The sequence below is a fragment of the Lactobacillus paragasseri genome (genome assembly GCF_003584685.1).
GTDB classification, from domain to species: domain Bacteria; phylum Bacillota; class Bacilli; order Lactobacillales; family Lactobacillaceae; genus Lactobacillus; species Lactobacillus paragasseri.
In genome coordinates, this window is the sequence record NZ_AP018549.1 from 544144 (window position 1) to 568387 (window position 24244).

Annotated in this window: 20 protein-coding genes; 6 read left to right on the forward strand and 14 right to left on the reverse strand. The window is 33.7% G+C overall.

Annotated features, from left to right (window positions below; all coding sequences use genetic code 11):
- Position 1 precedes the first annotated feature (1 nt).
- The 5 genes from LpgJCM5343_RS02570 to LpgJCM5343_RS02590 all read left to right on the forward strand — a co-directional run bounded on the left by LpgJCM5343_RS02570 (position 2) and on the right by LpgJCM5343_RS02590 (position 6269).
- The gene (locus LpgJCM5343_RS02570; RefSeq protein WP_306419358.1) at positions 2–949 is read left to right on the forward strand and encodes an acetylxylan esterase; all 948 of its coding nucleotides are present in this window, start codon (positions 2–4) and stop codon (positions 947–949) included.
- Between the two features lie 64 nt (positions 950–1013).
- Entirely contained in the window at positions 1014–1820 is an 807-nt protein-coding gene (locus LpgJCM5343_RS02575) for a helix-turn-helix domain-containing protein (protein ID WP_158577502.1), read from the forward strand.
- A gap of 68 nt (positions 1821–1888) precedes the next feature.
- On the forward strand, positions 1889–3580 hold the full coding sequence (locus LpgJCM5343_RS02580) for a polysaccharide lyase family protein (RefSeq protein ID WP_113576194.1): 1692 nt from the start codon (positions 1889–1891) through the stop codon (positions 3578–3580).
- Positions 3573–5144, forward strand: coding sequence for an MFS transporter (locus tag LpgJCM5343_RS02585; RefSeq protein ID WP_101890461.1), 1572 nt, complete (start codon positions 3573–3575; stop codon positions 5142–5144). Before LpgJCM5343_RS02580 ends, LpgJCM5343_RS02585 begins: the two co-directional genes overlap by 8 nt.
- Before the next feature lie 504 nt (positions 5145–5648).
- Positions 5649–6269, forward strand: a complete 621-nt coding sequence (locus tag LpgJCM5343_RS02590; protein ID WP_020806857.1) for a phosphatase PAP2 family protein — start codon at positions 5649–5651, stop codon at positions 6267–6269.
- 90 nt (positions 6270–6359) lie between these two features.
- Here LpgJCM5343_RS02590 and LpgJCM5343_RS02595 read toward each other — a convergent pair whose 3' ends face one another.
- The 3 genes from LpgJCM5343_RS02595 to LpgJCM5343_RS02605 form a co-directional block, all read right to left on the reverse strand.
- Positions 6360–7715, reverse strand: a complete 1356-nt coding sequence (locus tag LpgJCM5343_RS02595) for a C45 family autoproteolytic acyltransferase/hydrolase (RefSeq protein WP_101890462.1) — start codon at positions 7713–7715, stop codon at positions 6360–6362.
- A gap of 96 nt (positions 7716–7811) precedes the next feature.
- Positions 7812–9137 carry a C1 family peptidase gene (locus LpgJCM5343_RS02600; protein WP_048686068.1) on the reverse strand — a complete coding sequence of 442 codons (1326 nt, stop codon included), beginning with the start codon at positions 9135–9137 and terminating at the stop codon, positions 7812–7814.
- 34 nt (positions 9138–9171) lie between these two features.
- Positions 9172–10818 (reverse strand): APC family permease, encoded by a 1647-nt coding sequence (locus LpgJCM5343_RS02605; RefSeq protein ID WP_101890463.1) that lies wholly within the window; start codon positions 10816–10818, stop codon positions 9172–9174.
- Between the two features lie 537 nt (positions 10819–11355).
- Between LpgJCM5343_RS02605 and LpgJCM5343_RS02610 the strand changes: the two genes are divergently transcribed.
- On the forward strand, positions 11356–12726 hold the full coding sequence (locus LpgJCM5343_RS02610) for an APC family permease (RefSeq protein ID WP_003649259.1): 1371 nt from the start codon (positions 11356–11358) through the stop codon (positions 12724–12726).
- Positions 12727–12934: 208 nt separating this feature from the next.
- Here LpgJCM5343_RS02610 and LpgJCM5343_RS02615 read toward each other — a convergent pair whose 3' ends face one another.
- From LpgJCM5343_RS02615 to LpgJCM5343_RS02665, 11 genes are all read right to left on the reverse strand, one after another.
- Positions 12935–14635 carry an adenine deaminase C-terminal domain-containing protein gene (locus LpgJCM5343_RS02615; protein ID WP_101890464.1) on the reverse strand — a complete coding sequence of 567 codons (1701 nt, stop codon included), beginning with the start codon at positions 14633–14635 and terminating at the stop codon, positions 12935–12937.
- A 97-nt stretch (positions 14636–14732) separates the two neighbouring features.
- A complete protein-coding gene (locus tag LpgJCM5343_RS02620; protein WP_101890465.1) occupies positions 14733–15749 on the reverse strand; it encodes an ABC transporter substrate-binding protein in 1017 nt (338 codons plus the stop codon).
- Between the two features lie 28 nt (positions 15750–15777).
- On the reverse strand, positions 15778–16821 hold the full coding sequence (locus LpgJCM5343_RS02625; protein WP_020806853.1) for an ABC transporter ATP-binding protein: 1044 nt from the start codon (positions 16819–16821) through the stop codon (positions 15778–15780).
- Between the two features lie 10 nt (positions 16822–16831).
- Positions 16832–17620, reverse strand: coding sequence for an ABC transporter permease (locus LpgJCM5343_RS02630; RefSeq protein WP_003649255.1), 789 nt, complete (start codon positions 17618–17620; stop codon positions 16832–16834).
- Complete coding sequence (locus LpgJCM5343_RS02635) at positions 17613–18443, reverse strand: ABC transporter permease (RefSeq protein WP_003649254.1); 831 nt, start codon at positions 18441–18443, stop codon at positions 17613–17615. Before LpgJCM5343_RS02635 ends, LpgJCM5343_RS02630 begins: the two co-directional genes overlap by 8 nt.
- 322 nt (positions 18444–18765) lie before the next feature.
- Entirely contained in the window at positions 18766–19686 is a 921-nt protein-coding gene (locus LpgJCM5343_RS02640; RefSeq protein ID WP_101890466.1) for an Rpn family recombination-promoting nuclease/putative transposase, read from the reverse strand.
- 184 nt (positions 19687–19870) lie between these two features.
- Entirely contained in the window at positions 19871–21520 is a 1650-nt protein-coding gene (locus LpgJCM5343_RS02645; RefSeq protein WP_003649252.1) for an APC family permease, read from the reverse strand.
- Between the two features lie 190 nt (positions 21521–21710).
- Positions 21711–22922 carry an MFS transporter gene (locus tag LpgJCM5343_RS02650; RefSeq protein WP_101890467.1) on the reverse strand — a complete coding sequence of 404 codons (1212 nt, stop codon included), beginning with the start codon at positions 22920–22922 and terminating at the stop codon, positions 21711–21713.
- A 1-nt stretch (position 22923) separates the two neighbouring features.
- Complete coding sequence (locus tag LpgJCM5343_RS02655) at positions 22924–23133, reverse strand: hypothetical protein (RefSeq protein ID WP_020806848.1); 210 nt, start codon at positions 23131–23133, stop codon at positions 22924–22926.
- Positions 23126–23557 (reverse strand): MarR family winged helix-turn-helix transcriptional regulator, encoded by a 432-nt coding sequence (locus LpgJCM5343_RS02660; RefSeq protein WP_101890468.1) that lies wholly within the window; start codon positions 23555–23557, stop codon positions 23126–23128. The genes LpgJCM5343_RS02655 and LpgJCM5343_RS02660 overlap by 8 nt, the downstream gene beginning before the upstream one ends.
- Before the next feature lie 85 nt (positions 23558–23642).
- The gene (locus LpgJCM5343_RS02665; RefSeq protein WP_113576195.1) at positions 23643–24230 is read right to left on the reverse strand and encodes a membrane lipoprotein lipid attachment site-containing protein; all 588 of its coding nucleotides are present in this window, start codon (positions 24228–24230) and stop codon (positions 23643–23645) included.
- Between the last annotated feature and the right edge of the window lie 14 nt (positions 24231–24244).

A 24244-nucleotide genomic window follows, 5' to 3' on the forward strand; every position in this document is an offset into this window, starting at 1 on the left:
TATGTTAACTAATTTAGATAAGTATAAAAATTATAAGGGAGTCGGTGAAAGACCAAAAGATTTTGACAAGATTTGGAATCAAGGGAAAAGAAAAGTAGACGAAATAGGTTTTGATTATGAACTGCAAAAAGTAAGTGAGCCTTCAAATATTGTAGATTTTTATCATTTATATTTTTATGGAATCGGTGGAGCCAAAATTCATGCTCAGCTAATTGCCCCTAAAAAATTAATTGGTAAGCATGCTGGACTATTGTACTTTCATGGTTATCATTGTAGTGCAGGTGATTTTGAAGATAAAGTTGGTTGGGCAGCTGAAGGATTTATTGTTCTTGCTTTAGATTGTCGCGGACAAGGAGGTTTATCTGAGGATAATGTTTCTGTAAAAGGAGATATTATGAATGGACTAATTATACGTGGCGTTGAAGAGTGGAATCCAGAGAAACTATACTTTTATCGCCAGTTTTTAGATACTTACCAAGCTGCAAACATTCTCATGAATATGACTCATGTTGATGAAAAGAAAATATTCATTAAAGGAATTTCACAAGGTGGTGGTTTAGCACTAGCATGTGCAGGCTTAGTACCAGAAACTTATAAAGTTCAAGTTGCGTATCCATTTTTATCAGACTATCGAAAAGCATATCAGTATGGACCAACGACAGCTTTTGGTGAATTATCTTATTGGTTTCATTATCGCGATCCTCTTCATAAAAAAGAAAAAGATCTATTTAATCTTTTAGATTATATCGATGTTAAATTCTTTGCTGATAAAATAAAAGCTCAAGTGTTGTGGGAAATGGGTGGTTCGGATAAACAGGTCCCTCCTGAAACACAAATGGCTGCTTTTAATCGGATTACGTCTAAAAAGAAGATTTATTTGGCTCCAGAATATGGACATGAATTTATTCCTCGATTAGGTGATGAAATTAGAGACTTCTTTTTCAAATAAAATGTAAGCGAATACATCTTATGCTACAATTAAATTGTAACTATAGATGAAAAGCGTAGATAAGATGAGTATAAAATTCAATTCTTCAGAAAGCGAATATCCACTAAAGTTTTATGATATCGGATTAAAGTGGGTACAACATAAAGTTTATCGTCCTCATGGATTCAGATATTATCATTGGCTTCAAACAGATAAAGGTACTGGTTTTATAAAAATCGGTCAAAAAATAATCAAATTATCTCCCCATCAAGGTTTCCTAATGAGACCATATACTCCCTATTCTTGCTATCCTGATACAGATCAAATTTGGATAACATCATTTTTAACTTTTGAAGGAACAATGATTGATTCCATGGCATCATTTCTTGACTTAAATGAATTTCAAATTTATCAGGATCTTGATAAAAATCTGGAGAATTTTATTGAGAATAATTACAAGTCATTTACAACGTATGATTATTTATCTTCATTAGAACAATCTACCTTAATTTATACATTTTTGATGTATTTAAAGCGTAATGCCTATATTAATGAATTGGATTTTTCGCAAAGTAAAATAGTCAATAAAATTATTGAGTACATTAGACTTCATTATCAAGAAAAAATAAGTAATGAGATGCTTGCATCACTTAGTGGTTATTCTATCCCTCACACTGTAAGATTATTTAAAGCCGAAGTTGAGGTTACTCCAATGGAATATTTAACACGTTTTCGCTTGAGAATGGCTAAGACACTGGTAGATTTTAAGCCAGAGATTAGTATTGATGAAATAGCCTCGTTAGTTGGCTACTCGAATATTTCTTACTTTATTCAACAGTATAAAAAGATGTTTCAAACAACTCCTGGGCAGGAACGACATCATGTTTTATAAAGTAATATTTTAATTATATATAAAAGCCAATCATATTATGTTTGGCTTTTTTATTAGGAGAAAATGCCATGTTATCTAAATTAAAAGACCACATAGAAGATAGTAATAAAGAATTATCTTTAAGCAATAATGAAGTACAAATAACTTTCACTAAACAAGGCTATGTCACAAAGCTACTGTATAAAGGAAAAAATGTCTTAGAAGACTTAGCAGGTGAACCTCATGATCGCGATAAAAATTATAGTTTCTATTGCGATTATCATATGGATGGAAAAACAAGACATATGCATATTGATCAAACAAAAACTATTGAAAATAATGATCAGATGATTCATGTGGCGTTTATTGATTCAAAAAGTGAACTTGGAATTGAATATCATATTATTTTGAAAAATAACGATTCTGGCATTTATTCGTATGTTAAGGCATGGAACAATACTGATCATCCCTTGAAAGTAAATGAATTAAGAACTGTTTATCGTTTTAATCAAGGCTTGTTTAATTGGAGTACTAATGGAGTTCGATTCGGCAGACAACCTTCATCAAAGGAAATGCTGAGAGGTAAAAAATTCCAAGATGAAACTTATAGGATGAAGCGGGGAGCTTTATTTTCAAACAGTCAGATTTATTCCAAATATGATTATGCTGGTTACTATAAAGATACAGATTTCTGGGGACAAGCAGGAAATAATTTTGGTGCATGGCTAATTACACCAAATAAATCTTTTTATGGTTCAGGCCCGTTAAATCAAGATCTTATGATTCATTATGATGGATTAATCTTGAATTACTTATTTAGTGAACATTTTGGTAAGGGACTGAATGTTCTGCCAACTGACTTTAAGAAAATGTATGGACCATGGTGTCTCTATTTAAATAATGGCTCATTTGAAGATGTAGTAAAAAGAAGCAAGAAAGAAAAACAGGCTTGGCCATATTCCTGGTTGGATGATCTAGATTATCCGTTAGAGTTAAGCGATGTTGTTGGTCAGATTAGTTCAGCTGTTTCTAAAAAATATGAAATTATTTTGATTAGTAATACTAAGGATAAAAAGACATTTATCGAGCAACAAAATTCTAATACCTATTACGTTGAGACAGATAAAAATGGAAAATTTAGTTTAAAAAATATTCGACCAGATAGCTATTCCTTATATGCTTACGCTTTAGATGGTACAGATCTTGATGAACATTTATTGATAAAAGATATTTCAATCAATCAAAGAAAGATTGATTTAGGAGAATTTGAAATTCATCCATCTACAAAATCTATTTGGCAAATTGGTTATCCTTCACACACAACCGATGGATTTAAGTATAGTGATCAGCTACGTAATTATGTTTGGCAAGAATTAGTGCCTAACAATTTAACATATCGGATTGATAAAAATGATGACTGGTATTATCTCCAAAATGATAGTGGGAAATGGAATATTGAATTTTCTTCTAATAATTTATCTAATAAAAATTTATTACTTAAGGTTGCGTTAGCAGGAGCAACGCAAAAACAAATGGATCAAGGAAATGGGGTCCTGATTAATATCAATTTAAATGGAAAAAAGATTTTTTCTGAAAGATTTGAAAATGATCGGGCTGCATATCGTTCAGCCTTAAAGAGTGGAAGATATCATCTGATAATAGTGCTGATTACTTATAATCAACTAAAGCAAAATCAAGTTAATACTATTAGTTTTACTACTGATGGATATTTAATGTATGACGCAATCCAGTTAGGAGAGGAGTGTAAAAGCAATGAATAAAAAAAAGATAAAATTGCAAAAATTAGCAATAGGCGGAGAAAATGCAAAGATCCCTATGTGGCGTAAATTAGGGTTTTCGGCATTTCAAATGTCTAATATTATGATGACCTTGGTCACAACATGGTTGATGTATTACTACACTACATTTTTGAAAGTGCCAATTGTTACTGTAACTTTGATGTTTACGACAGCCAAAATTATTGGAGCAATTATTACACCAATTTATGGCTATTTTTCAGATCGTTTATATCAAACAAAATTTGGACGTAAACACGGTAGACGCAAATCAATGTTTCTAATTGGCGTACCACTTAAGGCGATTACTTATATCGTGATGTGGATACCAGGATTAACAACGCCATTTTATTTCATTTTCTTTATGCTGTATTTCCTTGTAACACCAATGCTTTCTACCTCTCAATTAACTTTGACTTCAGAAATGTCAGAAAGTTCTGGGCAAAGAGCACAATTAGTTGGCTTTAATCAAGCGGGGAGTGCAATTGCTGGTATCTTTGGTTCTTTATTCATTGCTTGGATTTTTAAGCTTTGCGGTCAAAACAATCTAAAAAGTTTTGTAATTGCAGCAATTATTTATGACATTATCGGTACTATTATGCTGATTATTTTCTATAATTCCGTTTATGAAAGACCAGTCGATGAATCAACTATTCTTGAAAATAATAAACTAGGATTGTGGGAGAGATTAGTTAATATTTTTTGGAATTTCTTCAGTGCAATCAAGAATAGATCTTATTGGACTTATGTATTAATGTGGCAGAGTGAAGAACTTTTTAGAACAATTCGTGGTGACATTAATACTTACTTTATTATTTTTGTATTGTTATTAACGCCATCGGATGTTGCGGTCTCAACTAGTGTTGGTTTCTTCTTTGGTATTTTGTTTTTACTATTCTTTATGTGGTTGCAGAGCAAGACAAATGGGATGCTCTCATATCGTATCGGTGCCTGGGCAGGAATTGCTGTCTTTTTGTTCATCGGATGCTTGGCTATCTTTAGACCAGCACATTTAAGTTTATGGTGGATTGTGGCAATGATTGCATTAAACTTCGGTATTACTGGAGTTGTTAATTCATCACAATATATTTTTACTTTTATTCCAGATATTGACGAGATGGTAACTTCGAAGCGTCGAGAAGGTGAATTTGCAGGTATTAATACAACTTTAGATACGGTTTTAGATTCTCTGTTCACCTTAATTGTAGGTGTTGTTTTGCAAGTTACTGGATTTAAACCAGGCGCAAAAATTCAGTCAGCTACAACAGTAAATGCGTTGATGATTTTATATATAGCTGTCCCAATTTGCTTGTTATTGTTAGGAATTGCTTTTTCTTATATTTGTAAATTAAATGTTGAAAATCATACGATTATTTTGAATGAAATTAAGAGATTACGTAATGGTGGTTCAATGAGAGAAGTTACCCCAGAAACTAAGAAAGTAGTAGAAGATCTTACTGGTTTTAAGTATGAGAACTGCTGGGGTAATAATGATGTGATGAATTATCGAAAGAGTAGGAAAAAGTCGAAAGAGATAGAAATGAATTAAAGAAAAAAGAAAGCAGAAACAAAACTGCTTTCTTTTAATATATAAGCTACATTTAAGGCTTAATCTTTAGTAAAATATAATCCAGGTTCAAATATAGCAGGTAGCTCCTGCTAGAGCTTAGTAACTTTAGCATGGCTATACGCCCCTCAAGCATTTAAGTTACGGAGGTGGAAGCTCATGCAAAACTGGGTGGACTGGAGAGTTAGATTGACGAGTGATATCTTTCGCTATTGCGGTAAGTATTATCTTAGGTGCTCTTGGAACATGTGCCATACGTATCGCAAAAGCTTACGCAATAATAAAAAAAGCTAATCACAAGGATTAGCTAAACTCAAAAGTCATCTTAAGTTACGATTGGAGTTAGTGACTCGCACTCACTAGCTCCTTTTCTTTTACAATTATACACTAAAAAGTTCATTTATGGTGTGAAAGCGTATGTAAAAATCATATATGATAAATTAAGTGGTAAAATAATAAAAAACATTAATGGAAATAGGAGTAAAAATGAAAAAATACGCAAAAGCAATATATTGGGGATTACCAATCAGTTTAATCCTTGCTATTTCAATTATTTTGCATTTAGGTTGGATTAATGCCTTTGATAATTTCTTTGAAGGATTAGTTCATATTGTGCCTAATTTAAAAGGGCTAATGCTAAAGATTACGTTTTTAGCTGATACCAAGGTTGATTTGGTTTGGATGGTTTTAATTGCCGTAATTCTATGGTTTAGAAAACAACGTCCTCTTGCGACTAACTTGGTTTTAACAATGATTACTGGGGATGCAGTAGGTTGGGTAATTAAGCATTTAATTCAAAGAGCACGTCCAGTACAACACTTGGCAGTTGATGATGGATTTAGTTTTCCGAGTGGTCATACCTTAGGTATGGGGATGATTGTAATCTGGATTATTATGGTTCTTTTACCAGTTGTCTTGAAGGATAGAACTAAACGTTTTTGGATTGATTTTCTTTTAATTGTTTGGTTAGTCATCGTAATGATTTCTAGAGTGTACGTATATGCTCACTATCCATCAGATGTTTGTGGCTCCGTTGCAATTGCCTTAACTTGGGTTGCTGTCATGCAATTTGTGTTTGAAAAGATTAAGCAAACGATAAATAAATAGTAAAAAAAATAGGGTTAAGCGTAAATGCTTAACCCTATTTGTGTGAGTAGTTTTATAATTATATTTCTGATTAAGTTAATAGAAATTTATTTAGTCAAATAATGTCCAAGGTTGACTTGGTCTGTCATACAGATAACCTTTTTGCCAGTTCCATTCTGGATGTTGCTTCATAAAGTCTTTTGCATCAAATGGCTCGCCATCGGCTCTGCCAAAGATGCCCCACATATTCAAGTTTTGAATATCAGTAGCATCTGCGCATTTACCATCGCATGAGCCACCTGGGAAGAATGGAACATTCCATACACCATGTGGATCATCAGCATAATATTGTGGGTCAACATCATAGTGAGCACAAATATTACGTGAAGAAGCACATTGATAACCAAGATATGGATCATATTTATCAGCTAAAATCTTTTTAGCTACTGAATCGTCAATTGTGCCTGATACTTCTGGCAATAATTGCTCAAAGCGAGCCCGGCGAGCACCAGTTTGCTGACGAGTATCATTATAGCCGTTGTCGACACACTCAAGATTGCGAATTCGAGGATTATGACAAGCATTGCAGCCATAGTAGAAACCATCAGTTGATTCTAGTAATTCTTGATTCTTTAATCCTTGTTCATAACGGGCAATTTCACCGGTATTAATATTGCAAAGAAGCCAAATATTAGCGTAGCCACCGTTATTCCCTTCATTGACTAGTTTTACCCATTGTTCAATATTATTAGCATATTGAGTAGCTTTACGAGCCCGGATAAATTCTGGCATCCCGTTTACATCATAACCAACAAATCCAGCAATAGTGGTTTCAGTAATGCCAAGACCTGCATCTGTTACGTAAAAGTCGGTCATTGAATCGATGTAGCCAGGAACGGTTTGCATCTTAAAGGCATGACCATTAGTTGGGTGAACTTCTTCGCAAACGTTGAAGTATTGTCCACTCCAAAAATCGTCAAAACTTTCGTGAGCAATGACAGGTTTTCCATCCCGCGTAGCAGATCCAGTTGCAACAAAACCAGAGCAGTGTGATCCGCGTGGACCTTGAGGTGGATTGTTTGAGTAGTTAGCTGCAACTTGTGGCCACCAATAGCCGGTTAACTCCATCCAATCGTTCCAGCCGATAATGTCGTCAAGGCTAGTTTCAAAGCCATTTGCTGTAAAGCCATCAGCCATCCCTTGCATTTCTTCTAGGTATTCTTCAGAAATCTTATTTTTATGCAATTTAACAGCTTCCTGAACAAAGAATGAATAATCCATTCCATATAGTTCAAGAGTCATATGTGTGTAAACACGAATTGCATCCCTGAACTCATCAGTTAAAAGATAGCCATGTTGAAAGCCAATTTCATAGGGATCTCCCTGAACTGATAAGTAGTGCCAGCCATTGAGATCTTTTTTACTAGCTTTTGCAATAATTTCTTTTTGCGTATCTGTTAATGTCATAGTATTTGCCTCTATGTTTTACTTTTAAAAGAAAAAGCTAGATGAAATTGTCACCTAGCTTTTAAAAATTTTATAGCTATGGGAGCTTTAAAGCTACTAAATTGGGTTCATTGCGTTCCAGTATGGAAGCATTACAGGTTCTTTTTCGTATGCGGCAAGTTGCTCATCAGTTAAATACTTCTTGTTGACAACTGTTTCGTAAGTGTATTGTTCCATCCAATCGTTACCCATAATGAAGTAACCTTTGTGACCAGGCTTATTGCCCCAAGAGTTTTGAATCTTCCATCTAATTGGCTTGTCATCACGCATGTCAACACCAGAAATAAGCATTGCGTGTGTTGGAAGACTTTCACGATATTCAAATCTCTTGGTCTTATCAGTACCTAATTTAATTCCAAATGAACGATCCCAATCAAATACCTTAGTATCTAACAAGCCGGCGTTTGGAGCCCATTCTTGCAATACATCACAACCAAACCATACAGGTTCATCATCTTTCAATTGCTCAATGGCGGTCTTTTCCATATCTTTCATTGAAACGTTAAAGTAACGACTTGGTTGACCACCAACCATATTTCCAGAAATTTCAACGCCAAATGGAGTGTTATATGGATAATTTTCACCTGGTAAGTTCATTAATTCAACATAATCATCAAAGTTAATGTTAACGAACTTCTTGAAGAATTCCATTGGAGTAACTTGACCAGTGGTGTGGTATTCATTGTTTTCGTCACGATATTCATAAGTAAACTTCTCTGGAGGAGTACCTAAAGAAATAGCTAAGACACGATAGTTTTCTGCGTTTAAGTGGTGAAGAACACTCTTCATCTTTTCATCAGATGCATCGCTGTTTGCTAAATCACGTAACTTTAAGGCATCCTTTTGTAATTTTCTATTAAACATCCGGTTTAATTCCTGAGAGTTAGCACTGACTGCATCTTCAGGCATAGCTTCAAATGGAACAATACCGTACTTCTCAATCAAATCAACTAATAATTGCCAGTCACCACCATCTTGTTGTGGAGTAGTAAGTAACCAGTTAACTAAACGATCTGATAGGGGACGATCAGCAGTGTTAATAATGTTTTGATAGAAGTAATTAGCTTTTTCTAACTTGTCATAGAAGTAAACATAAGTGCCAGATAATTCCATATCCTTGATATGATGTTCTTTTTCCACGTGATAGCGGATAAAGTTTAAACCTGAAAAGTCCCAGCAACGGCCAGATTGCTTTTGGTTCATAACTTTGTTTGAGTCAACATCAACTGAAAATACGAAGGGTTGAGAATTAATTACGCTTTGGTTCGTAATTGATTTCTTAATGCCATTCTTCATGACAGCATTTTGTGTATTGCGGTACTTTGGAGTATCTAAAAATTCAGATCTAACTTGTTTTAAATCTTCATTATCAATTTGTACCATAATATAATCTCTTTTCTTTAAATCGATAATTTATTTAATTTTTACCAGTAGAAATATTATTCTCTTCATCAGCTTTAACTACATGCTCAGAAACTTGTTGGTCTGGCTTGTATGGACGCTTGATTGGCATACCCATTGGATTTTGATCTTTAGACATAAGTGTAGTAGGTACATTTGATAATACCTTGCCAGGCTTCTTAAGACCTTCAATTTCCCAAGTAAACGGAGCAAATTCATTATCTGGATTTACCCAATCGTGGTGCTTTGAAAGTTGATACAAGGCTAGACAAATAGCAAGAATAATTGCAACTAAAATTACAATTACTGAGATATAAATAGCTGGTGAACCAACTTCTGACTTAACTTGTGCAGGTGGATAAATAGCTAAAACAATCGCAAATACGCTTGAAATTAACCCTATACCAGCAACGATCCATGCACCGACCATACCGCCAGGAACTTTAAATGAACGTGGACGGTTAGGTTGATCGTAACGTAAACGTAAGAAAGCAGTGAACATTAAAATGTAGTAGAACATGTATAAAACGGTAATTGTTTGTGTTAGTAAAATAACGAATCCTTCAACATTTGGAATTAATTTTACTAAGTAGGCAATAATCGTCATACCTGCAATTTGCGTGTACATTAAGTGAGCAGGCATATTATGCTTGTTCTTTTCTTGAAGCCAATGTGGTAAAAATCCACTACCGCCAGCTTGACCAAGCATAAATGAAGGACCAGCCATGTTGGTAACAACCATCGCAATTGTGTTGCAGAGCAACGCCCAGACAAGAACCATGTATAACCATGGCATTCCGATAGTTGATCCTAAAATCCTGAATACAGAGTAGAGAGTGTACAAAACGTTAATTTGTTTTTCAGGAATAATCATCGCAATGATGACAGTACCAACAACGAAGATTAAGAAGGCAAGAATAATAGAAATAAACATTGCCTTGGTAAAGTCCTTTTCAGGGTGCTTCAATTGCTTAATGTGGGCGGCGTTCATATCAATACCAGTGTATGAGAAGAACACACCAGCAGCTAATGCTAAAGTACTCATTCCATTCCATTTAGGAATTAAATCTTTTGGTGTCATTGGAATAGCAGGAGTATGTCCTTGAGCTACCCAAACAATAGCTAAAATAACCATGACTGCTAAAGGAATTAAACTTCCGATAATAACACCGTATTTGGCAAGGTTTGAGAAAGTTTTAACACCTTTAGTTGCTAAATACGCTAAGACCCAATATAGGATGATCCAACCTGTCATGATTAATAACTCATGCTGTGGGTTTTGAGCGAATTTTACAGCGGCATCATAGTTCGGTGTATAGAACATAATCGTGGCAGTAAAACTAGGCATTCCCATCCCAAAGTTCAGCATTGTCTGGAACCATAGGATAAACAAACAGGTTAGTCCCCAGCCTTTACCTAAACCTTCACCAACCCAGCGGAAGATTCCTCCGCGGTTACTCCAACCAGAAGCAAGTTCAGCCGCAACCAAAGCGGTTGGGATGAAGAAGCAAATAGCTCCGATTGCAAAGTACGTTACTGATGCAAGTCCGTAGAATGATTGCTGAACATCATTTGCAAGACCGGCAACCATAGAGACATTCATCATTGTCAAGGCAAGGACGGATATATAGGTCTTCTTTGTTTTGGTTTTTTCGTCTTCCATGAAAATACCAACTCCTTACTAGAAAGGCAAAAGAAGCTAACTAAAAAGATGCTTAGCTTGTGATAATCATTAATAATAACTTATGTTATAATCAATTGATTAAAAAACGCTAAATTAATTTAAAATAGCGATTTACACGAGTTTTCATCAAAATAGAAAGTTTAAATATTTCAAATAGATATTTACATAACAACTTGCAAGCTAAAAAATAATTATCTATTCGTTTCTTAAGATAGTTTCTTATAGACGAAAAAGCAAATAAAAGGAACCGCTTAAGTAATAGTTTTTATCGAAATTCATACTATAGTAATAAATAATAATAAAATAACATTAATGAATGCCGTATTAATAAAGAAAAGGTATTCGTATTATAAAATTATATTTTTTATAAATAGTTAATATTTTATAGGTAAGTTAGATTGTTTTATTGAACTCGGTTTCTTTTATTTGCTTTTAAAAAAGACAATAGTTATCGTTGAGGTGAGAGTTAATATTTTAAATTAATAAAGTGAACAGTTTCAAAGGTGGTAAGTACTTATGGTTAAGAAAACTGTTCCTAAAAAGTTAACTTTTATGTCGATTTACTTTTTGGGAATTAACGGAATTATAGGTTCTGGGGCGTTTTTACTTCCACAATCTATCTATAAAGACATGAATTTGCTTAGTGTAATTGTTTTACTATCTGCTGCCTTAACAGTTGGCTTAATTGCTTTGTGTTATGCAGATTTGGCGAGTCGTTTTACAGGATCAGGAGCTGCATGGCTATATTCATATAACGCTTTTGGTCGATTTGCTGGTTATGAACTAGGTGTATTTACCTGGTTTTTGGGTTGTTGTACTTATGCAGCTGAAGTCGTAGCATTTTTAACAACGCTTAAGAGTTTTGTACCTGCTTTTAATCAAAGCTCAATATATTTTGCAGTAGGGATCGGATTGATCCTATTATTCTCAATAATTAATTTCTTTGGTCGAGCTTTAGTTAAAGTGATTGATAATACTTCATCAATTGCAAAGCTTTCAACGATTATTCTATTTATTGTGGTTGGGATGTTCTTTATGCATATTACGAACTTCCATCCAGTACTGCCAGTGGCTGCTGCAAAAGGCGTAGGACCATTCTTCCATCACTTTGGTGCAGCATTCAGTGTTGTCTTTTATTTGTTTAGTGGCTTTTCATTTATTCCAATTGCTGCTTCGCAGATGAAAGATCCAGCTAAAAATATTCCACGAGCCTTAGTTGCAGTAATGGTAAGTGTAAGTATCTTATATACATTAATGCTTTTAATTGCTATCGGTATTTTAGGTCATAAGATGTCTTGGTATACCATTCCAATTGCAAATGCCCTTAAGTCCGCTGTCGGTGAATGGGGCTACATTATTATCATTATTGGAGTTGTATTAAGTATCTTTGGTGTAGCATTTACCTGTTCATTTAATACGCCAGCTTTAATTGCTTCACTAGCGCTCGAACACCAATTATTACCAGCTTGGGTAGGTAAGAAGAATAAGTTTGACGCTCCATGGGTTGGTATTATTCTGACCGCTGCGGTAACTTTGCTTTTGATCACGCAATCTTATTTGTTCTTAGTTGGCTGTATTGTTTTAGCATCATTTGTTCAATATGTACCATCGATTTTTGCTGTAATTAAGTTTAAACACACAGGTCAATATCCAAATCATGGCTTTAAACTTCCCGGTGGTTATACGATTCCAATTTTGGCCTTATTAGTAGCATGCTACTTAGTATTTAACTTTACTTGGGAAACCATCTTACTTTCAATCATTGTAGCAGCTGTAACTGCCATTCTTTATCTATTCTTGGGTAAAAAGAGATTGGCAAAGATTGGCGGTATTCCTACTGCAATTAGGGAACAGAAGAATCATCAAGACGCTAAGAAACAAAATTAATTTTTTTGAAGTATATTTCAATTTTTAGCAATTTATGTGCTGAAATGAAGTATACTTCATTTTTTTATGAATTTAAGGCAAATTTGAAGTATAATTCAAGAAAATAATTTAGAAACAAAAATACGCCATTTCTATCTAATTTAAATTAGGTAAGAAATGGCGTTTTTTGTTAGTTATTAGAATTTAAGAAAAAGCGACTATATAAGCATTATAATTTCTCAAATAAAGGTATTTTTTCCTGAGATTTTACATCGAACAACCCTTTATCAGAAATTTTTATTTGAGGAGAAACCAATAGAGACAGTGTTGAAAATGACATAATTTCGTTTGTATTTTTATATCCTAAGTCTTGCAGAGTATGTCTAATGTTACTAATTTTTTCTCCTAATTTTGTCATTGGTTCATCACTAACAACTCCGCCGATAGGTAATGGAGCATCTTCTATGATTTCGTCTCCTTTAGCAACCACATAACCACCTTGTTCATCTATTAATTGATGTTGTATTTTTAGCATAGCCTTAATGTTTGTTCCCATTATCATTATATTGTGGTGATCATGAGCCCATGTGGCTCCAACAGCACCGTCTTTAGAAATTCCGCGATCTACTAGTCCTAAAGTGTAGTTACCATTGTTTTTGCCATAACGGTCTTGCACCATAATAAGATTTAAGTTTGCTTTTTTCCATTGCACTTCATGATTTTTAACTTCTAGTTTTACTTTAATATGATTGGTAAAAGTTCCAACAGGATTAATTTGGATTCCATTGGCAACTACTTGACCATTGTTAATCAGATCAGTTTTTAATTTGAAATCATTGATTTCTAGTTTAGGAGCTTTAACTGATGATCTTAGAGAAGGCAAGAATTGATAATCAGATTTCTTAAATTTGTTTTCTATAGGAAGGCCATTTTTGTATACGGTATTAATAGATAATGTTCTAGGATTGTCTAGAATTATAAAATCAGCTATTCTTCCTGGTGCAATACTTCCGCGATCCCATAAGCCCATATGTCTTGCAGGAGTATATGTTGAAATATAAATTGCTTGCTCTGGGGTCATTCCCATATCAATTGCTTTCTTTACTAAAGCATTTAAGTGGCTATGAAGAAGAGTATCAGGCATTGAGTCATCTGTTACAAGAGCAACATGTTCGAAAAAGTCATTTTTAATGATAGTGTCAATTACATCTTGATGCATAGACTTTAGTTGGACTTCTACAAACATTCCATTGCGAACTTTTTCTTCAACTAGTTCGGCAGTTTGTTGAGTATGATCAGTTGTAATGCCAGCATAAATGACCTTTGTTAAGTCTTCTCCAGTGTAAGCTGGAACGTGACCTTCAAGTGGCATTGTAGGGTGGATGTTTCTACACGTTTTTATTATTTTCTTGATTAAAGTATTATCAGGGGAAGTCATACCTTTAAAGTTCATTACTTCACCCAAACATATGAAGCGGGGATCCTTTAATAGCTCTTTAACTTCATCGGGCCCAATTTGACCACCAGTAGTTTCCATATGTGAATTAGTTGAAGGAACTGATGATGGTATTCCGAAATAGATGTCTATTGGAGAAGGCTGATTAATAAAATTTTTAAGACCTTTTATACCAGCGACGTTAGTAATTTCATGATCATCTGCAATAATTGTCGTTGTACCATATTTTCCAATTGTTTGTCCCATGATTTCTGGTGTTGTCATTGAACTATCAATATGCATATGAGCATCAACAAAGCCAGGAATAAGATATTTACCTTTCAGATCTATAACTTTTTTAGCTGTAACGTTAGCTAGATTATCGCTAATCCAATAAAATTTATCATCTTTTATAGTTACATCGCTGTGAATGAACTTTTTCAAGAAGACATTGAAAACTTGAGCGTTTTTAATTAATAAATCTACCTGTGTCATGTGTTGCTCCCTATAAATAAAAGAGTTGGTAATTCCAACTCTTTTATAATGTTTGCGTTAAAAACTAATTATTCATTATCTTGTTCCATTGGTTTATTCATTTGGAAATATGGCTGTTAACATAGAAGAAATCAATGGTTTTAGCACGTTTAGCTACATCACCGTAAGTTTTATTAGCTGCCTCTTTTTTGCTTAAATTAACTTGTTGATTAACAGGAGCGTTATTAAGTGATTTAGTATTAGCAACTTTCTTTTGCACTGATTCGCTTAAACGGTAATTAATATATTGATAAGCTGCATTCGTATTTTTACTATTTTTCAAAATAGAAACATTATCATAGTTAGCATAAGTGCCAGAAGCTGGTACGAAATATTTTAAATCAGGATTAGTTGCTTGAAGCATTCCGACAGCATAGTCACCTACAACTGCAGCACTAATTTCTCCAGTCTTAAACATATTACTTAAATCAGAACTTTGAGTATAAGTTTTTACGATGTTAGGTTTTAATTCCTTCATTGCTTTAAATGCGGCAGTACCATCATCTTTAGTAACTTGGGTACCAGCATGATCACCGGCAATATATAGCATAGCAGGGCCAAATGTAGTAGTCATATCTGGAACGGATATTTTTTGCTTGAGCTTATCAGACCAAAGATCGTTCCAATCTTTAATGTTTACTTTTTTAGGATTATAAATAATTCCTACACTATTTACTGTATAGGGAACAGTATTGGTTTTCTTAGCTAATTGCTGTTGATCTTTAGATAGATACTTGAAATTTTTGATTTTTGAAAAGTCTAGTTTTTTAAATAATTTCTTTTTTGCTCCTGTAACAGCATTATTTTGAGCGAGTTCAATAACATCGACATTAGAGTTGGGATTATGTTCTATTTGAGTTAGTCGAGTTGAACTGTCTCCAAATTGAGTTGAGACTTTGACGTTATATTTTTTTGAGAAGGGATTTAAAACATCTGAGCGCATTTGCTTAGTAGATAAGCCAAAGGTTGAAACTACCAATTTTTCGCTTGATTTTGATGAACAAGCAGAGGTACTAATGGCAACACCAGCAGTAATTAAGATAAGGGACCAAAGGTAAAACTTTTTGAATTTCATGATATTCCTTTCTGAAAACAAAATTCAATTATTCTGATAGAGGATGAAGATGTTTAGCTGGGAGAGTGAGAGTTACTGTATCTCCTGAACTGCGCATCTTTGCTCTAGCTTCTTCAACTTGAAAAATTCCTAAATCACTTGTAATTGTGTATTTAAAACTTTGTCCTAGATATTCACGAGATGTAATAGTTCCTAAGAAAGAGTTTTCTGAATGATTATCTTGATCAAGAAGAATATTTTCTGGTCGAATGGTTAAAATTTTGGCATTGCTGTTTGATTCTTTTGTGGTTAGCAAAGTGTTTTTAACTAGAATATGATGGTCGTCGTTTCTTTCATTAGAATTTATAGAAATGAAGTTATCGTAACCTATAAAACGAGCTACATATTCTGTACGAGGGTGATGAAAAATATTTTGCGGAGTATCGTATTGCTCGATGTGACCATCTTTCATAATTAAAACTTTGTCAGAAATTGCGAAACATTCTTGCTGATCATGTGTAACGAAAAGAACAGTCATTTTTAACTTTTGCTGTAAATTACGAATTTCTTCTCTCATTTTTAAACGTAATTTTGCATCTAAGTTGCTTAGAGGTTCATCCATCAATAATAATTGTGGATTTGTAACTAAAGCACGTGCTAAAGAAACTCTTTGTTGCTGCCCTCCTGAAAGTTGAGCAGGGTATTTTTCCTTTAATTGATAGAGTCCTGTTGTGTTAAGGATTGAAGTAACTTTATCTTTTATTTCATCTTTAGAGACTTTATGCATTTTTAAACCAAAAGCAACATTATCAAAGACATTTAGATGAGGAAACAGAGCGTAGCTTTGAAAAACCATCCCAAAGTTTCGTTTATAGACTGGAATATTTGTAATTTGTTTACCATTGAGTAAAATTTGTCCCTTACTTTCTGGAATTAAGCCAGCAATAATTCGTAATGTTGTAGTTTTACCACATCCAGATGGTCCTAATATTGAAACTAAATCACCGTCTTTTATATTGAAAGAAATATTTTTTAAAATGTTGTTTTTTCCATCGTATGACTTAACTAAATTTTTAATTTCTAAATTTGCCAAAATAATACCTCTATTTAGTAAGACTATTAATCCCAATTGCTTTTTCGACTAAGACCATCATTAAAGCTGTAAAGATCATTAAAAGAACGGAGATAGCTGAAACTGTTGGATCATAATTGTTTTGCAGATAATTTAAAATTGCTGGCGGAAGCATTGTTAGAGAAGGACCATTCATAAACAATGAAATTGGAATGTTGTTGAATGAGTTAATAAAACACAGCATAAAAGCCGCAATAATACTGGATTTAATATTAGGTAAAACTATTAAGAAAAATCCTTTTCTTGGTGAGCATCCATATATCCAGCCCGCTTCTTCTATGTGTTTATCCATTAATAGCATGCTAGCTGTAACTAGGCGAATTACGTAAGGTAAACATAGTAAGAAATGGCCTATAACTAGACCTATAAAGACTGGGATTCTTAGAGTAACAACTACGGCTTGATATAGGGCAAAACCAATAACAATTTCTGGGATTAATGTAGGGCTGAGGAAAAATGATTGAAACCAAGCGGCATGTTGAATATGAAATCGAGTTAGTGCATAAACAGCTGGAATACCAATTAACAAAGCTAAGCTACTAGCTAAAAGAGCTACTATTAAACTTGATTCAAAACCAGAAATAAAGTCAGGTTGCTGAAAAATATTCGCATACCAATTAAAAGTGAAACCTTTTATAGGTAAAGAAATTGAACTCTCAGTATTAAATGACGTAATAATAACTAGAATTAAAGGAATCAGTAATAACGCTAATATGATAAGTGAAATAGCAGTTAAAACTTTATTTTTTCGATCAAGCACGGCTAGGTCTCCTATCTAAAAAGTAATTTATTTTTTTCATAATCCACATAGATAGTGCAGAAATAATAATTAAAATTAGAGCAATTACGCTAGCTTTTTGCCAATTACCTAAAGTCATTGCTTGTTGGTAAATTAACGTAGACATAACCAAATGACGATTTCCTCCCAAAATTTGAGGAGTAGTATAAGCTGTCATTGTTCCTGCAAAAACCAAAATGCAGCCTGTGAAGATTCCTGTCGTTAACTGAGGGATTATTATTTTAAACAAAGTTTGTAATGGAGTAGAGCCAAGTACAGCAGCAGCTTCTTCCACTTCTAGATTGAGTTCAGAAATATTACTAGTTAATGTGATGATCATAATTGGTAAAAATAGATAAATGGATCCGATTATGATTGCTAGATTGGTATAAAGCAGTGACAAGGGATGATTAATTAAATGCAAATTTAATAAAAATTTGTTTACTATGCCATCTCGTCCTAGGATGATAATCCAAGCAAAGTTTCTGACAACTGCGTTAGTTAACATTGGAAATAAGATTAGGATCATTAAAATTTGTTTAATGGATTTTTTCTGACGAGCAATCCATAGAGAAATGGGTAACCCTAAAATTAAGACAAGGATAACTGTTACGATAGCTATAAAAAATGTTCTTCCAATTATTTGCCAATTATAAGTATTCCTTAGGAATGTAGAATATAGTCCCCAGAAACCATATCTAGTTTGAAATGTAGGAATAATGATTTGAATGATGGGAAAAAGTGCGAATAATAAAACTCCCATAAAAGCTGGAAGAAGTAACCAAATGACTGATTTTCGATTCATTTTTAACCTCCGATTTGTCTATTAGCTTAAATGATTGTAAGTCTAAAGTCAATGATAAATACGAATATTATTAAACATATGCTTGTCTAAAGATTGCATTTATGCATAAATAAAGCTGATAAAATTTTTTAATAATGAATCAAATAAATAAAAACACGAACATTAAAAAGGAATAATGTTTTTGTAAGATATAGCATTACTATAAATAATTGGATATAAAAAAACTGATATACCGGCGTTGTGATTATAACGTCTGCATATCAGTGCTGATTTTTTATTTTAGATTTTAATTTTGAAAATTATACATAAAAATATAAACGCATTAGTTTTTATGCGAATCATACAAAGCAATAATTTTCTCTAATTCTTTATTAGAAATCAGTTTCAAATTTCTAACAAATTCTGTAGCTTGTGTCAAAGTACTACCATTATTCAGTTGGTTTTCGAGAATAATTTTGGCAGAATCGACTTTTCCTTGTTCTAGTCCTCGAGCTACTCCTTGTTTAAGGCCTTCCTGTTTTCCTTTTGCTATACCGCGTTGCATTCCTTGCTCATATCCTGCTTTCCCAGCAGCTTGTTCTCGTTCTAACATTCTTGTCTCGTAAAGCATAATCTTCTCCCTCGTTTCCGGATCTTCGTTAATTTCTTTAATTCTTCTTTGCGCGTAATCGAAATGTTTATTTAATTTAACTGGCTCATTATTCATCAGTTTAGCTAGAGCTTTTAATTCTTCGCTTTGACCTTCAGCTGAAACTTGTGAATTAATGATAATCTTTGTCACGCCATCTTGCAATTGCTTTGATCTATCTTGATCAGAATAAGTATGGTACGACTCATAAAATTTATCATCTTTCTTGGGTTTGAAATTACAGAGAAAAATAATGAAGGCGTCTTTCAAATTTCGATAGGTCTTGCCTTTATTTAAAGTATAGCGTAGATCAAGTCTTGAAAGATAGTAGCGCATGCGTCTACCAATATCATCCTGATCCGTTGTTTGCATTTCTATATTAAACACGCGTCCTTCATGGTCTGTGACTAAAACATCAAGTCTAACTTCTTTAGCCTTATTCTTGCGCTCAGAATTATTAATCTCAACTTGCTTATCTAACCAGTCTATATTCTTAATTTTCAAATCTGGAATAATAATTTCAAGCAAATACTTGCAGAAGTCCTTGTTTTCCATCACCATCCCAAAGACCTTATCTTCTGTGAACCCAAACCATGGTTCAATCTTTTTAACCATATGAGCAGTCCTCTCTAAAGATATTTGAGGAAGTAATCCCATATGTTTATTACGCAAAGTAGTAAGATTTTTTATAATTAATTTAAAATTTATTCTAGCTAAAAAAGCATATCCCAATATAAAATCAGAATATACTTTTTCACTCTAATTAATAATGTACTTTAACAAATAATTATTAGGGCCTTTAATCTTCTTCAGCCTTAAAACCATTGGCTAGGTCAGGTTTTCTTCTACCAATTAGCCAAACAATCAGTAGACTAAATATACTTTCAACAGCAATGTAGATTCCACGTCCAGATAAGTGCTTTAATCCTCCTAGGTAAATTCCGAAGATAATTGAACACATAATGATTGCAATCATTGAAATCCATTGAACCTTATCAAAAGCAATACCGTATTCAACTTCTCGGTGTCTGATTCCAGGCAGAATTGCACCTAAACCAATTAAGACGATTACAGCAACAATATTAATAATTAATTCATACCACCAAATACTGCTTCCTTCTGGTACATCTTGTGGCGTAATTCCCATAATCGTGGCTATAGCAGTAACAAGAAGGAGAATTAATCCAACAGCATAGGCAATTTTGTCGTTTTTAATAAAGACATATTTTGAAGGGAATTTTTTCGAATCTTTTCTAACCCGCATAAATGAGTAGAAGATCCAGCAGGTAACACCTGGTGAAACGATTGCGTTTAAGTTAAGCAACCAGTTAAAAATATCGTTCATGTCAGGCAAAAAGATACCTAAGATCATAATGAATGATGACAAAGCTACAGTTAATATATATCCATTAATTGGTAAGCCATTTTTATCCTTTTTTCTAAGGAACTTAGGCATATAGCGACTACCAGTATCGGAAATTAACATTCTAGTCATTGCATCAAGTAAAACTGCTAGCAACGCACAGTTAAAGAAGAAAGATGTCCAAGCCCAGAGATAAAGAAGAAAATTGCCCCAACCATATTGGTGACCAATCATCTTAAAGGCATAGTAAGCACCGTTCATTTTTAAGTCGTTTGGCATATGATTAGCGTTAAAGTAGATTCCTAGAGCAAATGAGCCTAAAATTGTTAAAAATGCAGTCATTGCTGCTAAGGCAATCATTGCCTTAGGGAAGTCATATTGTGGCTTTTTCATTTTGGTTACATAAGGAGCCACTAGTTCAGCACCGTTCATTGCATAGATTAACATGGCAATCGTTGAGAAATAGTGCCAGTCAAATTTAGGAAAAATATCTTTCCAAGTAAAATTGGTTGTCGCCATATGACCGCCTGATTTTGCCAAGCCTACAAAGGCAAGAACAACAAAAAGAATGGTCATAATTACCATTAACCCACCACCAATTGTTGACAAGAATTCCATTGAATTTGAAAAATGGTGTTCAATAATAATGAATACAATAAAAGTTACAAAAGTTAATAGGGCAAATAAAGAATTGGGGATTTGATCTTGAAATTTTTCTGATCCAGTAAGGGCCCAACCTAAGTCAACGATAACTTCATTAGCTGAATCAACAGCATAAGGAATTGAAGCAGCCCAATAAGTCCAAGCAGTGAAATATCCTAAGAATTCACCATCAGTTCCGCGTACCCAGGAGGAAAGCCCTCCACCCTCTGTACTAAAGGCAGAGCCTAATTGGCCAACCATTAAAGAGTAAGGAATGACATAGAATAAAACCATTACAATCCATGAGAATATGACAGCCATTCCTTGGTTTTGAAAATTGAACATGATATCGTCTAAACCAATAACAGTACAGAGCGCCATCAAAAATAAAGTCTGCCAAGAAATAAATTTCTTATCTGGGTTTAATGCATTTAATTCATCCACGTTTAAATTTTCTCTCTTTTCTAGTAATAATTATTTATGCGTTATTACTAGGATTAACTCGGTGACTTATTTTTAAATTTAATATTCATAAATCTAAAATCGATCCTTATATATTTTTTCTTTATCTAGTATAGATTAAAATTGTCGTTAAAAATAGCACCTCTCAAATTTATGAGGGATGCTATTTTTGTTATTTGGCAAGATTTCTAACAACATTAAGATTAAACAAAATTAAATTTAAGACTACGATTGCTGCAGTGACAATAAATACCATGCTGTAGCTGGAAATTCCAGCGATAAAGGAACCAAGAAGAGGACCGACAATATTTCCAATATACATTGAACTTTGATTCCATGAGAAAATTCGACCGGTTACTGCTGCCGGGGAATTTTTAGTAAGCAAGGTTTGTACTTGAGGAAAAAGACAAGCATCAGTAAAACCAACAAAAAATCGTAGAATACCTAATTGAATTGTATTATGAACAAAAGCAGTTAAAAAGAAGAGAATTGTCGCTCCGATAAAACCACCAATAATAATCTTGTGTGTACCAATTCTGTCGCCTAAAGCACCAAAGCGAGAAGCAGCTAAGAAAGTTGCAATTCCGGGAAGCGCCGCGATAATTCCGGAAACAAAAACGACATTGCCATTTCCATTCATTAATTGTTTAACGTAGAGTGAGACGATTGGATTAATTGAATTATTGGCAGCCTGGATAATTAAGGTTGTTAAGAGTAAACCAAAGATTAACGCAGGCGAGCGAAGAGTCGCAATAACGCCACTTGCTTTATCAAGTTTCTTTTCAGTAATAGGTTTAAATCCTTCTTCATGAACAAAGAATAATGAAAGAAGGAAAGAGATTAATAATAAACCGCCCGTAATAAAGAAAGTAACACGGTAACTAAATGCAGAAGCAAGTGCCCCTCCTAAAAATGGTCCCAGCAAGTTGCCGGCAGTAAAAGATGAAGCCATGGTTCCTAAAGCTTGACCAGATTTTTCCTTTGGCGTTTCTGTAGCAATTAGAGCATTTGAATTTGATACAAAACCCGCAAAAACTCCTTGTAGCATTCTTAGGAAAAATAGTTGCCAGACGTTAGTAACTAGTCCCATGCTTCCAAGAACAATTGCCATTCCTAGAGAAGCTCGCAAGATCATTAGTTTTCTACCTTTTTTGTCAGCTAATTTTCCCCACCAAGGCGAGATAATAGCGGAAACAAAGTATACTCCTGAAAAAATGAAGCCAGACCAGAAGTTTAATTGCTGGTGAGTAAAATGACCAAGAGTATCAATATACAGAGGCAAAAAAGGCATGATTTCTGAAAAAGCGATTCCCGCAATAAAAACGGCAATTGAAAGGACATAAAGGTTCTTTTTCCAAATAGGTTTATCAGATTTTTTTGTCATCCTATTCCTCCAACTTTTTAAAGTTTACGGTCTTATTTTTCAAGGAGATCTTTCCTACTTCAAATCCATAATCTTTGAGTTCTTTTTTATAAGTTAGAAAAGAATGGTCGATTGGCAGACCAGCAATTTCTTGAATTTGATCAAAGGATAACTGGAAATCACTATTTTTATTGTTTTTAATATATTCCCATAAGGGATTAAACTTACTCATCATTATGCCTTCTTTGAACTTGTTTTTCTAAATTATTTGATATTTCTTCTAGTTTAGTTAAAGTGTCAGATTTTACCGTGCCGACTAATTGATTAACTTCTTCAAAAGCTTGATTAACTTGATCAAGAACATCTTTGCCAGCTGGTAAAAGAAATAATTGCTTCTTTAAACCGTTCTTGGGATCAGGACGGCGTTCAATCATCTGCTTTTTTTCTAATAATTTAACTACATTGGTAAAGCTAGCAGGTTGATAAAAGAGATATTCAGCAACTTCTTTTTGGATACACCCGGGATGTTTTTGAATATAACGTAAGGCATGAGCATGCGTCATCCTTAAGTTAATTGGACTCAATTTTTGATTAATTAAAAGATTCTCTAGTTTACCAATATGATATAGAAGATTGGCTAGTGGTCGTTTTCTCATAGAATTCCTTCTTAAAAAGTTGTAATTACAACTAATGTCAAAAATAATTATACCGTAATTAATTGTAATTACAACTAGTCATTGATTAATTACTTGGATTAGTGACTTGTGAGAAATCATATTTACGATATTTTAAAGCAGCTTTTCGATCCTTAAAAATAGCACTGTGAATATCACCTGATGAATATGCTAAATAGAGGCAGCGATGCCTTTTAAAAGTACCTGTAATATAAATAATATCAACAGTATCTAAGAAACCATGTGCTCGTAACCACTGAGAGCCGTTTTTGTCTTCAAAAGATACCATTGTTGCGTTTCCAGCATAGGTTTTATTGTCTTTTTCAGAACGATGGCTCAAATTTAAGTTGGGATCTGTTTTTTGATAAACCACAGAATCCATGATTGTATGTTTGGTAATGATAAATTTTCGAGCCTGGGTGCTATAGATATCAGTTTGGTACCAAGTACCTTGAAAGTTGTCTGGAATTGTAGCCAGTTTAAAGCCTGGATATTTTTTATTTAAGTTTGGTTTAGGCGTGGCTGTTTTGCTCCTCTTTGAAGTAGTGATTGAAGATTTTGAACTGGAAGATTTATTTTCGGTATTATTAGACGAAGTATTGCTGCAAGCAGTGAGCAATATGGTTGAAAAAAGTACTAGGACCAGCTTTTTCATGTTTTTTACTTCCT